Raw genomic sequence first — 13,537 nt, 5'->3', positions numbered from 1 at the left:
ATCTCGATGAATCGATAGTTATGGCAAGTCAAATAGCAGGGCGGTTGTGCTCTCGTTCGATGTATTGTGTAAAACAACCTTACTTTTCTGTTCGATCTTCGCGCCGTCGCCCGCCGTCAAGGTGGTATTGTCGATGCTAAGGCTCCCCGTTACTTGGTGAACGAATAAGTTTCTACCCGATTCTATCTCAAAGTTAAGTTCGCTATTTGGTTCAAGAATTAACTGATGTAATGTGGCATCTTGCTTAATAAGTAGCGTACCGTTTTCTCCTGTTGGAGTCGCGATAGTTGTTAATCCAGGCGTGCGACCAAAGTCTTTTTGCTGATAACCTGGTTTGGTTCCAAATGTATTTGGCTGAATCCAAATTTGTAGAAAGCGCAGCGTGTCGCGGTTCGACGCATTGTACTCACTGTGGTAAATCCCTTTCCCTGCCGACATGAGTTGGAATTCCCCAGCAGGTAATGTTTTCACGTTACCTTCGCTGTCTTTGTGTGCGATAACACCTTCCAGCACATAGCTGATGATCTCCATATCACGATGGCCATGTGTATCAAAACCTGCGCCAGGTTGGACTACATCGTCATTAATGACTCTCAGCTCAGAAAAGCCCATATGTTGAGGATCGTAATAGCTACCGAAAGAAAACGTATGTCTGCTATCAAGCCAGCCAAAGTTTGCTCGACCTCGGTCTGCTGCATGTCTTACCGTAATCATAGAGCCTCCCTAAGAGAGTTTTTTGTTCAAGAAGTTATCTAGCGCGGCCTTACCTGCGCCAGAAAACGCCAGTGAAACACTTGCTGCCAGTAAAGCTAAGCCAAACTCGTAACCGTTGTTTGCCATGAACAAACCGTTTTCAAAGTGGACGGAGAATATCGCTACCACCATCGTGAACGCTAAAGCAACGGCTGCCGGGCGAGTTAGTAGGCCAAGCAAGATGAACAAGCCGCCAAAGAACTCTGCGCTGCCCGCAAGGAATGCCATTAGCACGCCAGGACCTAAACCGATGGATGCCATCCACTGACCTGTGCCTTCTAGCCCGTAGCCACCAAACCAACCAAACAGTTTTTGTGCGCCGTGCGCCATAAAGATAATGCCGATTGGAATGCGAAGTGATAGTGCGCTGTAACCTGCGTTTGAAGTGGTGATTTTCTGTAATAGTGCTTTCATGATTCTGTCCTCTGACTCTTTTCAATGAGTGGGAAGCGTGTGCTCCCGTGCTGTTGAGAACAGTTTAGGTGGCGGTGAGAATAAAAATAACGGGAGTATTTTGATAAACTCGTTCTAAAAAGTTGAATAATGGTTTTTTGTTATTTTTAATCAGTTGCTTGAGTGTTTTTTATGAGTTTTTTATGCCAGTTTTGTCGTGTTTTAAGTCAGGAACCATCATTATTTTCGATAAACATTTTTGCTGTTAAACAAAAAAAGAGCACAGGTTGCTGTGCTCTATTGCTTTCGCTATTAACAAGGGAGAAAGGTGTGTTAAAGAAAACCGTCAGAGGTTCATTAAGCTCTCTAGTGACTCCTCTACATTGTTGTAGTGATAGGTTCGAATATTACGTCCATCCGTGGCATTAATTTGAATTTCTGAGATCTCGTTATCTGAGTCTCGTTCGATAATTCCAATTGAATGATCTACGGATTTACTGGTAATAACCTTTTGGTTTCTTAGTACAATTACGCAAGTGTGTAAGTCCATGCCAATTCCCTTTAGCCGACGTTGTTGTGATGTTCTGAATCTAACTTTAGTGTACAAAAGCGCTAATGCCAATAAATCTCAATATTGAGTTCCGAAAATGGCTAATTGTAGGCGCTTAAGCAAGCTACAATAACACTATATTGAACGATGCCTATGAACAATAAATGACAAAAGGCATGAGCAAGGAAAGCACTATGTTTATTCACCCCCATACCTCACTGACTTTCGAGCAGTGTCATAAGGCGCGAGTCGCGCGAGACAGCCGTTTTGATGGGCGATTTTATGTGGCAGTGAAAACAACGGGGATCTTTTGTCGCCCAATTTGTCCGGCTAATTTACCTAAAGAAGAAAATGTAGAGTACTTCACCGATAAAGCGCAAGCTCTCCAAGCGGGGTACCGTCCTTGTTTGCGCTGTCGACCTGATAGCGCGCCGGGTTCTTGGGCATGGAAAGGCGTAGAAACGACCTTTCAACGAGCGATTTCGTTAATTGATCGAGGGGAGTTGCATCACCACTCGGTGTCTGAGCTAGCAGAGCGTGTTGGGATTTCGGATCGCTACTTACGTATGTTGTTTGAGCAGTATCTAGGCATGTCACCCAAGCAGTATGCGCAATATCAACAATTAATGTTCGCCAAACAGTTGCTTCATTCCAGTTCTATGTCGGTCACCGAGGTAGGGTTTGCGTCTGGTTTTAACAGTACGCGCCGTTTTAACGATGCTTTCCAAAAGTTTCTCAAGCTGACGCCTTCTCAAGTCCGTCGCAAAGAGTTTGACGGTATGGGTAGCAATCGAATTGCCTTGCCTTATCGAGGTGAATTGAATTGGCAGCACATGTTGAACTTTTACCGTTTACGAGCGATTGAGGGGGTTGAGCTGGTGAGTGATGAGAGTTACCAGCGCAATGTTTGTCTGGATACCAGTAAAGCATGGTTTAAAGCAACCAAAGGTGAAGGGTACCTAGAGCTAGCGTTTGAAATTGAAGACGTAACGAAGCTGCAAAACTTGGTGTCTGACATTCGTCGTATGTTCGATCTTGACGCCGATATTTGTACTGTTGAGCAGCATTTGGATTATGTTGCACCGGGGCTTGTGTCGAGTAAAGGTATTCGGATTCCTGGTGTATGGGATGCATGGGAAGCCGGAGTTCGAGCGATTTTAGGCCAACAAGTGTCGGTTAAAGCGGCGATTGGTCAACTTAACTTATTGGTGGCCACACTTAGTGGAGAGTCAGATAAACGTTTTTTCCCGACTCCCAGTGATATTGCGAACGCCGACGTGAGCTTTTTGCGCATGCCGCAAAGCCGTAAAGAGACGCTAGTGCGCTTCGCCCAGTTCATGCAGGACAACTCAGAAGCCGACCCCCAGCAGTGGCTTGCTTTGAAAGGCATTGGACCTTGGACAGTCAGTTATGCTCAACTGCGAGGGCAATCTCAACCCGATTGCTTTTTAGATAAAGACTTAGTGGTGAAGAAGGTGATGCAGCGTTACCCATCACTGAATACGCACACTGCGGCCCCTTGGGGAAGCTACGCGACGTTTCACTTATGGAATCAATCATGAAAACATTTTATACCGAAATGCCGAGCCCATTAGGAACGGTGACCATCCAATCTAACGCTGAGGGCTTGCTTGGCATTTGGTTTGAAACATGCACCACTAAGCCGAGTGTACTGGGAGCGCGAGACGATCAACACCCGGTTTTGCGCCAAGCTGTTACCCAGTTGAATGAATATTTTTCTGGCCTACGTAATGAATTTGAGCTGCCTTTGGCGGCTACAGGCACGGATTTTCAAAATCAAGTTTGGCAGGCACTAACGACCATTCCATACGGCGAGACGTGGAGCTATCAAGATCTCGCCAACGCGATTGGCAACCCTAAAGCTGTGCGCGCTGTTGGGTTGGCAAACGGAAAAAATCCTATTTCTATCGTGGTGCCTTGTCATCGCGTTATTGGCAAAAGCGGTAAATTGACAGGGTATGCTGGTGGAGTAGAGCGCAAGCAACGTTTACTTGCGTTGGAGCAAGGTACACCACTTTAAGTGAGGCGATTCTCATATTGTGATTAAGCGTGCTTCACAGGGGAAACGATAGTGTAGAGTTTCATATTCGTTATACGAATAGAAAAAGGATAATAAGGACATGCCTTTCAAAACGGATTTTGATGCATTCATGAGTGAGTGTTGGCAGCATCACGAAGCACAGCCCGAACAAACTTATGCTCAATTGGAAACGGCTCTGAGTGAGGTGGAAAACGTTAGCCACATCGAGCGAATATTCGCATTGATGCTGCACACCGCGATTGGGCACCTCCAGCGTCCAGAACCGTTTCTTGCTTGTTTAGAGCGCTTTGATGAACGCAAGGTTGCCGAGAGTTCGGCATTGCAACGCAGTATTGCCGTTGCGCGCTACTTCGTAGATGGCACTGACAATATGGAATTATTGGAAGAGCATGACCAACGCCGAGTTTACGCTCTGATTTCGAATGAACTTTCTGCGCTTGCTCAGCTTGAACTGGCGAGCCAATGGTTGGAGAAAGCCGCGCTAGGTATGACACCACAAGATGCTGAAGGGCCGCTAGCGCGCTCTATCGCAATCACAGCAAACAACTTGGCGTGCCAGTATGAAGCGCTGGCTGAGCGCACGGATGTGGAAAAATCGAGGATGCTAGAAGCGGCGAAGCTCGCGTTGGATTACTGGAAAGTGGCGGGTGGTTGGATGCAAGAAGAACGTGCTGAGTATCGCTTAGCGATGAGCTTACTCAAAGCGGGTGAAGCCGGACAAGCCAAGCAGCATGCCGAGCGCTGCGAAGCCATTTGTCAGCAAAATGGTGGTGACGCGTTTGAGCTGTTCCATGCGCATGATTTGCTGATGCAAGTGCACTTCCATCTTAGCCAGAAATATAAAGCTCAAGTGGATGTGGGGATGCAGCAATACTGCACAACGAGTTCGTTGACATGATCTCAACGTTGAATAAAAAAGCCCCGAGCGAATGGCTCGGGCTCATATTTTGTAAGTTCACTCATTACACGATGTTGATTATGCTATTTGCGCTTTTGCCTGGTATCGTCCTGGTTTATGGTTCATCGCCAAAATCAAGTTTGTCGCCACGGCACCCAGGACGGATAGAGCGATAAGGTGCACATCCACAATGAACAGCGACATCACTACGATGGCACAATCGAGCGCCATCTGAACTTTACCAGCTCGAATCCCAAAACGTTCCTGAAGGTACAACGCTAGAATGTTAAAACCGCCTAAACTCATCTTGTGACGGAAAATCACCAACATACCTATTCCAATTAACCCACCACCTAGAAGTGCTGCATAGAAAGGTTCGATTCGTGAAATTTCAATCACATGGTGCAGATGATCGACCGCAAAAGAAACAATCGAGACCGCAATGAAGGTATTAATGGTGAAGCGCCATCCCATGCGCATTACAGACAAAATATAAAAAGGGAGGTTGAGAGCGAAAAATATCTGACCAAAGCTGAAGTCACTCACTTTGGTAAGGAAGATCGCCAAACCAGCCGTACCGCCGGTGAGCAATCCTACTTTGCTGAAAAATATTACCCCAAGCGACACTAATGCACTGCCGAGCGTCAGAGCCAAGAGATTCTCTCTTAGACTATGATCTTTATCCATAAAATTTTTTCCTTGGTTTAAAAACCGCGCCGGAGACAACACGTCCATTCAACGCGATAAACAGTTGCCAAAATAGCAACTAACAAATCGGCCAATAAAATGTCGCGAAAAGTGATGAATGTCGAGTTTTTGGACAAGATTGTGCTGATGCTAGCCTGTTTAACATAATGTACACAGGTAGAAAAACAACAAGGAAAAGTTATGATTAAGAAAGTCGGCACTACCCAAATCAACGCATTACATCGACTGAGTTGTCACTGCGGAAAAGTTGAGCTGGAACTTGCCTTACCTAATGGTATTGAGAAGCCGAGGCGATGTGATTGCTCCATGTGTCGACGTCGCGGCGCGATTGTGGCATCTGTGCCTCTGAATGGTATTCGTATCGTGCAAGGCGAAGACGTTTTGAAGCTGTATCAATTTAACACTCGCACAGCGAAGCACTTTTTCTGTGGCGAATGTGGTATTTATACGCACCATCAGCGTCGCTCTGACCCGAGTGAGTACGGCTATAATGTCGGCTGTTTAGAGGGCATCAACCCATATGAATTGGGAACTATCGAAGTGATGGATGGCGTTAACCATCCATCCGACCGCTAGGTTATATCGCAAGTTAAGCGCCTGACGCGCGGTGCTTTTAGGTAAATAAACCGCTATTCATCCACAAATGCACTGCAATACTGGCGGCATAACCCAAGGCGATGACGGGAGCCCATTTTAGGTGGCCAAAGAAGGTATATTGACCACGCGCGGCTCCCATTAATGCGACACCTGCCGCAGAGCCAATTGAAAGCAAGCTGCCCCCCACACCCGCAGTCAATGTGACAAGTAACCAGTTCCCCATCGACATGCTTGGTTCCATGGTCAGTACAGCAAACATAACCGGAATGTTATCGACGATGGCAGATAGAACACCAACCATCACGTTGGCCCAGACAGGATTCCATTGGTTGTACATGACGTTTGAAACCAGTTCGAGATAGCCAAGTAAGCTCAAACCGCCGACACACATCACTACGCCGTAGAAGAACAGCAAGGTATCCCATTCTGCGCGAGATACACGGTGGAACACGTCAAACGGAACGACTGAACCTAAGCGTTTTAATGCGTGATCGTCGCCATTGGCAATTGCCATGGCCGCTTTTTTTGCCAAAGAATGTTTGAGTGTTTGGCGTAAGAAATAACCGAAAAATTGTAGGTAAGCCAAGCCCATCATCATGCCCATAACGGGTGGGAAGTGCAGTAAAGCGTGGAAAGAGACTGCGGTGGCAATCGTCAGAATGAATAGTGCGACAATACGTCTCGCGCCGCGTTTCAGTTCTACGTGTTGGTGAATCGTATTCGGTTTGGTGTTTGGAACAAAGAGTGACATCAAAAACGCAGGAACCAAATAGTTCACCAGTGACGGGACGAATAACGGGATGAATTCAGCAAAGCTGACATGCCCGGCTTGCCACACCATCAGGGTCGTAATGTCACCAAATGGGCTGAATGCACCGCCAGCGTTGGCAGCGATAACAATGTTGATACAGGCAAGATTCACGAATCTAGGATTATCACCAGAGACTTTCATCACCACAGCGCACATCAAGAGGGCTGTGGTTAAGTTATCGGCAATCGGTGAAATAATAAAGGCGAGAAACCCCGTCAGCCAAAACAGCTTTTTGAAGCCAAAGCCTTTGCCGACCATCCACGCCTGTAAGGCATCGAAGAGTTTGCGCTCTTCCATAGCATTGATGTAAGTCATCGCTACTAACAAAAACAGCAGCAGTTCCGCGTATTCCAACAAGTTGTGCTCTAGTGCGGATTTGGCGATTTCTGGCTGGTTGTGTTGAGCAAAGGTGTAGCCAATCAGAATCCAAATTAACCCTGCAGCGAGCAGCACAGGCTTGGATTTTCTCATTTTCAGATACTCTTCCAACATAACCAGTATGTAAGCAATCGAAAAGATAATGAGAGCCGCGTAGCCGACACCAGAATTAACAAGGTTCAGTTCATTGGTGGGGGCAGCAAAGGTGGCGCTAGAGAATAACAAACAGCAGAAAGCCACAATTGGATAGATTGGCATAGACATTTCTCCTTTGTCTGGTTGGAGAAATATTAGCCACAAATTAATGAGTTAGTTGTGAGAGAGCTCGAATTAACAGCAGGAGTTAGGAAATGATAGTGTGCGCCACTATTTTCTGAGTGACGCAATGCTTGCTGCGCCAAATAAAACCACAGCGGCATACAAACCGTAAGTTAACCAATGGCTAATCTCTAAAAAAGGAACGAGTCCTTGACCTGCCCACATACAGCCTCCGTTTAATGAGCAATGTTGTAATAGTCGAGCCAATTTAAAGGAAATGAACAATGTTTTTTGTGAGTGACGGCAAATTCTGAAGGATTAGAAAGTCAAAAATTGGTCAGTGAGAGAGAAATCTCATTTTTAACTGGCTAGCTCTAACCCTTTTGAGCTAGAGCTAGCTATATCGAGCACTGAATGGATTTAGCGCAGCAGCCATTTTCTCAACGGCGAAGCCTCAATTGCTTTCACAAGTATTATGGTTGCGACAATCGTTGCAGGATAAATAAATGCGTCTTTCGCGAGGTGTTGCAACCCGATAAATCCAGCGACATTCATCATAATAATTATCACAAGCAGATGGCTAACATAAATGCCTAACACGCTAGGAGATAGTTTGAATACCCAAGGCATATCGCCAAAATGTGGGTGGACTAAGAGCCACATGAAGACACCCACGGCCCAGATAACAGTACCAAACAGGAAGTCGTGAGAATTAAAAGCGACCTCGTGTTGCATTAGCCAATAAGCTTCACCAAAATACAGCGCCATACCAAGAAGAATGCATCGAATCGTATTGTTTCGCGACCATCGCCACTGTTCTTCTCGTGCTAGATAACCCAGTGTTACCAGCAAAGTACTGAAAAACGGTCCATTACGAGTAAAGAAAGGCGCTGGCAGATCGGTAATGGTCGAATAACTGCCAGCAAACACGCCGTATATGTATAGCAATACGGCGGTTGGCAGTACCAATTGAGCCATATTGATATGCACGAGGAAGGCAATTAAGGCAACGGCAATGACCAGAGCTGGAATAAACCACAGGTGAACGAGCCCGCCTTCGACGAGTGAATTGAACGGGGTCGACATTAAGTAGCCCCAGTAGCCCTGCCTTTCGGCGAGATACCCCGCCTCAGCGACAGTTTGCCACTGGAATGGCATCAATAAACTGATCACGCTCCAAATGAGCCAAACCTTCATCAGTGGTTTGGCGTAGTTTTTTAGTGTTTCGATAGGTGCGCGGCTTAACTTGGGCTGGATAAGATAACCAGAAATGAGAAAAAACAGTGGCACAGCAAAACGAGCCAATTGGTTGAGCATATAACCAACCCACGGTATTCCATCCCATTGCCAGTATGTCAGGGCCATCTGGCAGTGCAATCCTATAATTGCAAACATCGCAATAATACGCGCAAACTCTAAGCTGGCTATTTTTTGTTTCTTTGCCATTACATTACTTACCTAAATAAAAAAACTTAGGTGAAAGTAGCAGGTTGTGGCTGAATTAATGCGAGAAAAAGTCAACAGACTCGCGCTTACACTGAAGCTGTGTTTAAATTTAAGACTTACTTCAAACTTCTTAATTATTAACCTATTAACCAACTCAATACGTGATTAGCGAGTCGAAAATGACACTAATGTATGGTTAGACCAGTTAACTCTAGATTGCAAAAAAGAACGATCGTGCTAAAAATAAGATTATGCAAAAAGGAAAAGTGACAAAAGAGTTTATTCTGCAACGGGCTTTTGAGATCGCCAGCGAAGACGGATTAGAAAGTCTTACGATTGGTGAGTTAGCCAAGCAATGCGGTATGTCGAAAAGTGGTCTGTTTGCTCACTTCAATTCGAAGTTGAATTTACAACTATCGGTATTGGAGCACGCCAATAAAGTGTTCGCTGCTCGGGTTATTGAGCCTGTTCGTGAAGCAGGGGATGGCAATATCGAACGTAAAATTCGAGGGTTGCTCGACTCTTGGATGACTTGGAACCACGCATTTCAAGGAAGTTGTATGTTTCTAGACGCTTGGAATGACACGGCAGATAAAGATTGCCCACTTCAGGCCGGACTGCGTAAATCCATAGACACTTGGCTGAGCTATTTGGAGATCCAAATAGCGAAAGGCAAAGAGAAGCAAGAATTTGAAGCAGACTTAGATACACGCCAAGCAACGTTTGATTTATACGGTCTTTATTTGAGTGCGCATGTTTTTTACTCAATTAAAGGTGAGGAAGAAAGCTTGCGCCTGTTTTGGCAAGGGATCGACAACTTATTTTCTCGCTGGAAAGGCTGATACCAGTTATTCGCTTTCCAGATTTGTAGACATAAAATCATAAAGAGCGGCTGAGTTCGCTCTTTCTTATCAGCATAAAAAGCACGACCGTTCTATTTTTGTGCGTAGCTGATAGTTAAGGACATAATCATGAGTGAAAAAATTTACTTTAATACATCGCAACGTTTCAGTATTAAGCGCAGTTTGGTGAACATCAGTACGCGTTTACACCATACGCTGGCCCCTTCCCATGCAAAGAATACCGCGCGTAAGTTGCTCCTGACACCTGCTCGCACAGCACCTAAAAACACCGAACCTCAAGGACTTGCCAAGGGTGAAATTAAAGGGCATGCAGGCATTATCAAAACCTACACTTTGGGCTCTGGACCTATTTGGGTGTTAACTCATGGTTGGTCTGGCACCGCAAGTCAGTTTTATCCGTTGATGGAACATATTGCGTCGAAAGGTTTCACCGCTTTGGCATACGATCATCCAGCACATGGTGAGAGTGAAGGGCAGTATGGGCACATTCCGGGTTTTGTCAAAGGGTTAGAAGATGTGTTAGATACGGTAGACGATATTGTTGGTCTAGTTGGGCACAGCATGGGCACCGCTTCTGCTCTTGAGTGCAGACATAGCAAATTAGAAAACAAGCCTTTACTGCTTATTGCACCGGTATTGAATTACGTAGAGAACCTATTCGGTAGCATTGCGCGTTCAGGTTATTCGATGAAGCTTTTTAATGCTGTGGTTTCAGAAGTTGAAGATCAATTTGGTTACCCATTACAGTCAATTGATCCGCTGAAGCGTTTGGCAGAGCGCTCGTCTCCAGCCATCATTGTTCATGATGAGCAGGATAAGTTCACTAAGTACAGTATCTCTGCACAAGCCGCTGAAGAGATTGAAAATGTTGAGTTAGTGACAACGCAAGGTCAAGGCCATGGCCGAGTGATGAAGTGTGCACAAGTCTTCAGTAGTTTTGACCGTTTACTCGATCGTGCTTGGTAATCTTCATGCTTGCTAATTGGCTCGGTCCGTTTTGGGCTAATTCGATTTGAAATCAATACCTAGGATTGTTTTTCGTCTATGGTATCGCTTTTCTCGTTATGAGATAAAAACAAAAAAAGGACAGCCGAAGCTGTCCTTTGAGCGTTAACTTTACAGAAAATCTGCAAGGTCGGGCTTAGTTACAGTTAGCTACGCCAACTTCTTTCCAAACGCCCCATTCGCCAGATTGGCTAGGATCGTCACCCTGAGTCCACCATTTCGCTTCCCAAGTTTTACCTGCATGAGTGACTTGGTTGCCGCCTGTGTACACTGCGCTTGCATCCCATGCGTTGTCACAGGTACCAGGGTTTGGGTCGGTTGTATGCTGTGCAACAACAACAGTTGCGCTTGCCGTTGAAGACGCTTTGCCGTCGCTCACACTTACGGTAAAGCTTAGGCTAGTGTCTTGCGGGTATTCAGCAGCAGTGAACGTGACTTTAGAACCTTCAACCGTTGCGTTCAAACCTTGAGGAAGCGTCCAGTTGAAAGTAAGAGTATCGTTGTCTGCATCGCTAGAGGCTGACGCATCTACAACCACAACGTCACCAGCGTTTGCTGTTGCTGGAGCAACAACTTGCGCTACTGGCGCATTGTTCGCTGGGTCAACCACACCTGCTGGCTTCACCGTTACTACAACAAGGTCAGATGCCGTTGCACCTTCGTTGTCAGTCACTGTCAGCTTGAAAGTTAATTGCTCCTCAACAGTAACTTCTGCTGCATCAAAGCTTGCTTTCGCAGTGCTGGCACCTGCTAGTACCACTGCTGTACCAGAGACTTGCTCCCAAGCGTAGCTTGCGATAGTGCCGTCAGAGTCTTTCGATAGGCTACCATCTAGAACCACACTTGCAGGGCCAGTTACAGATTGATCTGCGCCAGCAGCTGCGGTTGGTTTACGGTTTGGTTGAGGAACCACACCGCCAGCCATACCTTCGTGCATTGCGTTGAGAATGTCACCGTTATCCGCGTCGATTTCCCAAGAGAATAGACCCGCTAGACCTAGAGACTTAGCGTAGCTACCTTTTGCTAGAACTGAGCGATGGTCATCAAATGTGATCAACTCGCCCGTAGTACGGTTCCATACCCATGGTGCTTCTGCTTGGGCATCGTAGCCGTACTCGAAGCCGTTGATGCCAGTGTTGTTGGCACCTAGCATGAATGACTTAATGCCTTTGTAGTCGATTACGCCATCTTCCCAAACACCTTGTGCAGTGCTGCCTTTCAGTTTACCTGTCGCAGTACCTGTCATTGGGTCGTTTGGATCAGTGAGCGTATCCGGTGTTACGCCTTCCCAGCCACGGCCGTACATTGCAGTACCAAGGACTAGCTTGTTCGCAGGAACGCCTTGAGCAAGAAGAAGTTGGATACCATTATCTGCTGTGTACGCAGGGCCTTTGTAAGCTTCGCCGTTTTCATCAACGCCACTACCGTCACACTGACCAGGGCGCATGAATGAACCACAGTAAAGCGCAGTCTGGTGACCAGGAACGTTGTTCCAACCGCCATAGAAGTCGTAAGTCATCGCGAAGATGTAGTCCATGTATTGAACCGCATCTGCATAGTCTACGTCTTCAATCTTGTCGTAACCGACACCGATAGCGGACGTTAGCTCGTAAGTACGGCCTGTCTCAGCTTCTAATTCATCAAGCATTACGCGCAGTTCGCGCATCAGTGCGATGTAAGCTGGGCCATCGTTTACAGGGTCGCCCTTATCCGCGGCTGCACCGCCACCACCAGGGAATTCCCAGTCGATATCAACACCGTCGTAGAATTTCCAAGTTTTCAGGAACTTCTTAACCGATGCGACAAATGTGTCTCGGTTTTTCTTGTCTACGAAATCGAAGAATGGGTCAGACAGCGTCCAGCCACCGATAGATGGGATGATTTTTAGATCAGGGTTACGTTGTTTCAATGCCATTAGCATTGCGTAGTTACCCTTGATAGGTGTGCTGTATTCATGACCAGCTTGTGGGAAGCTCTTCTGATAAGCAGCCCAAGGGTCGTGGATCACGACTTCATAATCAGGTACACCTGTACAAGCAGTTTGTAGTGCATTGAAGCTGTTGCCGCCAACAGACTTCACAGACTCATTTGGGCCACAAATTGGGATAAAACCGTAAAGGATGTGAGTCAAGTTGTCGACTGGCATGTTATCGACCGTGTAGTCACGACCATAGATGCCCCACTCAACAAAATACGTACCCATCACGACGCTTGGATCGGTATTGTACGTTTTGTTGTTTGGATCAACATTCATCGTCAGTGGCTTCAAGTGAGAACCATCGGTATCTGCAATCGTGATTTCAGCTGGTGCGCTTTTCGCACAACCTGTCGCATCACACGCCTCGATTTCCATTTGGTATAGGCCGCCCTGACCATATTCAAATGTCGCTGTTGTTTGGCTACCAGTGATTGGGCCGGTTGCTACTTTTGCACCATCAAAATAGACGTTGTAAGTATCACCTGGCGTGCCACTCCACTGGTTAAACTTAACAGTGATCTTCGCTTGCTCATGGTATTTCACCATGTCGTAGTAGCCTGACGTGGTTTCCATCGCGAGTTCAATTTTAGAAAACTGAAGGTTGTTGGAACCGTACATATCGATACTTGGCGCGGTTGGAGCCGCAACTGCAGCACCTGATAGTGCTAAAGCAACGCCAGCTGCACATAGGTTAAATCGAATCATAACTTCTCTCTCAATCCTTGGATTCATGTTCTACCTAGAACATAGGCTGCTCTTGCACCAGATAAGATGATTGGATTTACTCCATGTGCAAAAGCATCACACTCAGCATTTCAGAGAGTTTTTTTTCGTCAA

Annotated in this window: 13 protein-coding genes; 6 read left to right on the top strand and 7 right to left on the bottom strand. The window is 46.3% G+C overall.

Features of this window, described 5'->3' with window-relative positions; genetic code table 11:
• Positions 1-18: 18 nt before the first annotated feature.
• The 3 genes from FKN08_RS15005 to FKN08_RS14995 all read right to left on the bottom strand — a co-directional run bounded on the left by FKN08_RS15005 (position 19) and on the right by FKN08_RS14995 (position 1,696).
• Positions 19-714: a pirin family protein gene (locus tag FKN08_RS15005; protein ID WP_053809320.1), complete on the bottom strand. Its 696-nt coding sequence runs from the start codon at positions 712-714 to the stop codon at positions 19-21.
• Between the two features lie 9 nt (positions 715-723).
• Positions 724-1,167, bottom strand: coding sequence for a DoxX family protein (locus tag FKN08_RS15000; RefSeq protein ID WP_006740929.1), 444 nt, complete (start codon positions 1,165-1,167; stop codon positions 724-726).
• 325 nt (positions 1,168-1,492) lie between these two features.
• Positions 1,493-1,696 (bottom strand): hypothetical protein, encoded by a 204-nt coding sequence (locus FKN08_RS14995; RefSeq protein WP_017633816.1) that lies wholly within the window; start codon positions 1,694-1,696, stop codon positions 1,493-1,495.
• A 194-nt stretch (positions 1,697-1,890) separates the two neighbouring features.
• Here FKN08_RS14995 and FKN08_RS14990 point away from each other — a divergent pair, with 194 nt between their 5' ends.
• From FKN08_RS14990 to FKN08_RS14980, 3 genes are all read left to right on the top strand, one after another.
• Positions 1,891-3,258 (top strand): AlkA N-terminal domain-containing protein, encoded by a 1,368-nt coding sequence (locus FKN08_RS14990; RefSeq protein ID WP_124008204.1) that lies wholly within the window; start codon positions 1,891-1,893, stop codon positions 3,256-3,258.
• Positions 3,255-3,737 carry a methylated-DNA--[protein]-cysteine S-methyltransferase gene (locus FKN08_RS14985; RefSeq protein ID WP_150917310.1) on the top strand — a complete coding sequence of 161 codons (483 nt, stop codon included), beginning with the start codon at positions 3,255-3,257 and terminating at the stop codon, positions 3,735-3,737. Before FKN08_RS14990 ends, FKN08_RS14985 begins: the two co-directional genes overlap by 4 nt.
• 100 nt (positions 3,738-3,837) lie before the next feature.
• Entirely contained in the window at positions 3,838-4,656 is an 819-nt protein-coding gene (locus FKN08_RS14980; RefSeq protein ID WP_170892429.1) for a hypothetical protein, read from the top strand.
• Between the two features lie 78 nt (positions 4,657-4,734).
• Here FKN08_RS14980 and FKN08_RS14975 read toward each other — a convergent pair whose 3' ends face one another.
• Positions 4,735-5,343, bottom strand: coding sequence for a YitT family protein (locus FKN08_RS14975; RefSeq protein WP_006740933.1), 609 nt, complete (start codon positions 5,341-5,343; stop codon positions 4,735-4,737).
• A gap of 201 nt (positions 5,344-5,544) precedes the next feature.
• Between FKN08_RS14975 and FKN08_RS14970 the strand changes: the two genes are divergently transcribed.
• Positions 5,545-5,940 (top strand): GFA family protein, encoded by a 396-nt coding sequence (locus FKN08_RS14970; RefSeq protein WP_170892428.1) that lies wholly within the window; start codon positions 5,545-5,547, stop codon positions 5,938-5,940.
• Positions 5,941-5,977: 37 nt separating this feature from the next.
• Here FKN08_RS14970 and nhaD read toward each other — a convergent pair whose 3' ends face one another.
• Positions 5,978-7,408, bottom strand: a complete 1,431-nt coding sequence (gene nhaD / locus FKN08_RS14965) for a sodium:proton antiporter NhaD (RefSeq protein ID WP_005392020.1) — start codon at positions 7,406-7,408, stop codon at positions 5,978-5,980.
• 420 nt (positions 7,409-7,828) lie between these two features.
• A complete protein-coding gene (locus FKN08_RS14960) occupies positions 7,829-8,854 on the bottom strand; it encodes an acyltransferase family protein (protein WP_170892427.1) in 1,026 nt (341 codons plus the stop codon).
• 251 nt (positions 8,855-9,105) lie between these two features.
• On the opposite strand from FKN08_RS14960, the gene FKN08_RS14955 reads away from it, so the two are divergent.
• A complete protein-coding gene (locus tag FKN08_RS14955; RefSeq protein WP_170892426.1) occupies positions 9,106-9,696 on the top strand; it encodes a TetR/AcrR family transcriptional regulator in 591 nt (196 codons plus the stop codon).
• Between the two features lie 129 nt (positions 9,697-9,825).
• Positions 9,826-10,683, top strand: coding sequence for an alpha/beta fold hydrolase (locus FKN08_RS14950; RefSeq protein ID WP_074190254.1), 858 nt, complete (start codon positions 9,826-9,828; stop codon positions 10,681-10,683).
• A 175-nt stretch (positions 10,684-10,858) separates the two neighbouring features.
• Here FKN08_RS14950 and FKN08_RS14945 read toward each other — a convergent pair whose 3' ends face one another.
• Positions 10,859-13,405 carry a glycosyl hydrolase family 18 protein gene (locus FKN08_RS14945; protein WP_170892425.1) on the bottom strand — a complete coding sequence of 849 codons (2,547 nt, stop codon included), beginning with the start codon at positions 13,403-13,405 and terminating at the stop codon, positions 10,859-10,861.
• Positions 13,406-13,537 lie beyond the last annotated feature (132 nt).

This window comes from Vibrio sp. 1-2 (7-a), from assembly GCF_013048515.1.
GTDB classification, from domain to species: Bacteria; Pseudomonadota; Gammaproteobacteria; order Enterobacterales; family Vibrionaceae; genus Vibrio; species Vibrio diabolicus.
This window is presented reverse-complemented; position numbering and strand designations above follow the sequence as displayed.

Excerpts from the sequence above, each read along its gene's own strand:
- FKN08_RS15005 (WP_053809320.1), bottom strand. The coding sequence starts at position 714 with ATGATTACGGTAAGACATGCAGCAGACCGAGGTCGAGCAAACTTTGGC.
- FKN08_RS15000 (WP_006740929.1), bottom strand. The coding sequence starts at position 1,167 with ATGAAAGCACTATTACAGAAAATCACCACTTCAAACGCAGGTTACAGC.
- FKN08_RS14995 (WP_017633816.1), bottom strand. The coding sequence starts at position 1,696 with ATGGACTTACACACTTGCGTAATTGTACTAAGAAACCAAAAGGTTATT.
- FKN08_RS14990 (WP_124008204.1), top strand. The coding sequence starts at position 1,891 with ATGTTTATTCACCCCCATACCTCACTGACTTTCGAGCAGTGTCATAAG.
- FKN08_RS14985 (WP_150917310.1), top strand. The coding sequence starts at position 3,255 with ATGAAAACATTTTATACCGAAATGCCGAGCCCATTAGGAACGGTGACC.
- FKN08_RS14980 (WP_170892429.1), top strand. The coding sequence starts at position 3,838 with ATGCCTTTCAAAACGGATTTTGATGCATTCATGAGTGAGTGTTGGCAG.
- FKN08_RS14975 (WP_006740933.1), bottom strand. The coding sequence starts at position 5,343 with ATGGATAAAGATCATAGTCTAAGAGAGAATCTCTTGGCTCTGACGCTC.
- FKN08_RS14970 (WP_170892428.1), top strand. The coding sequence starts at position 5,545 with ATGATTAAGAAAGTCGGCACTACCCAAATCAACGCATTACATCGACTG.
- nhaD (WP_005392020.1), bottom strand. The coding sequence starts at position 7,408 with ATGCCAATCTATCCAATTGTGGCTTTCTGCTGTTTGTTATTCTCTAGC.
- FKN08_RS14960 (WP_170892427.1), bottom strand. The coding sequence starts at position 8,854 with ATGGCAAAGAAACAAAAAATAGCCAGCTTAGAGTTTGCGCGTATTATT.
- FKN08_RS14955 (WP_170892426.1), top strand. The coding sequence starts at position 9,106 with ATGCAAAAAGGAAAAGTGACAAAAGAGTTTATTCTGCAACGGGCTTTT.
- FKN08_RS14950 (WP_074190254.1), top strand. The coding sequence starts at position 9,826 with ATGAGTGAAAAAATTTACTTTAATACATCGCAACGTTTCAGTATTAAG.
- FKN08_RS14945 (WP_170892425.1), bottom strand. The coding sequence starts at position 13,405 with ATGATTCGATTTAACCTATGTGCAGCTGGCGTTGCTTTAGCACTATCA.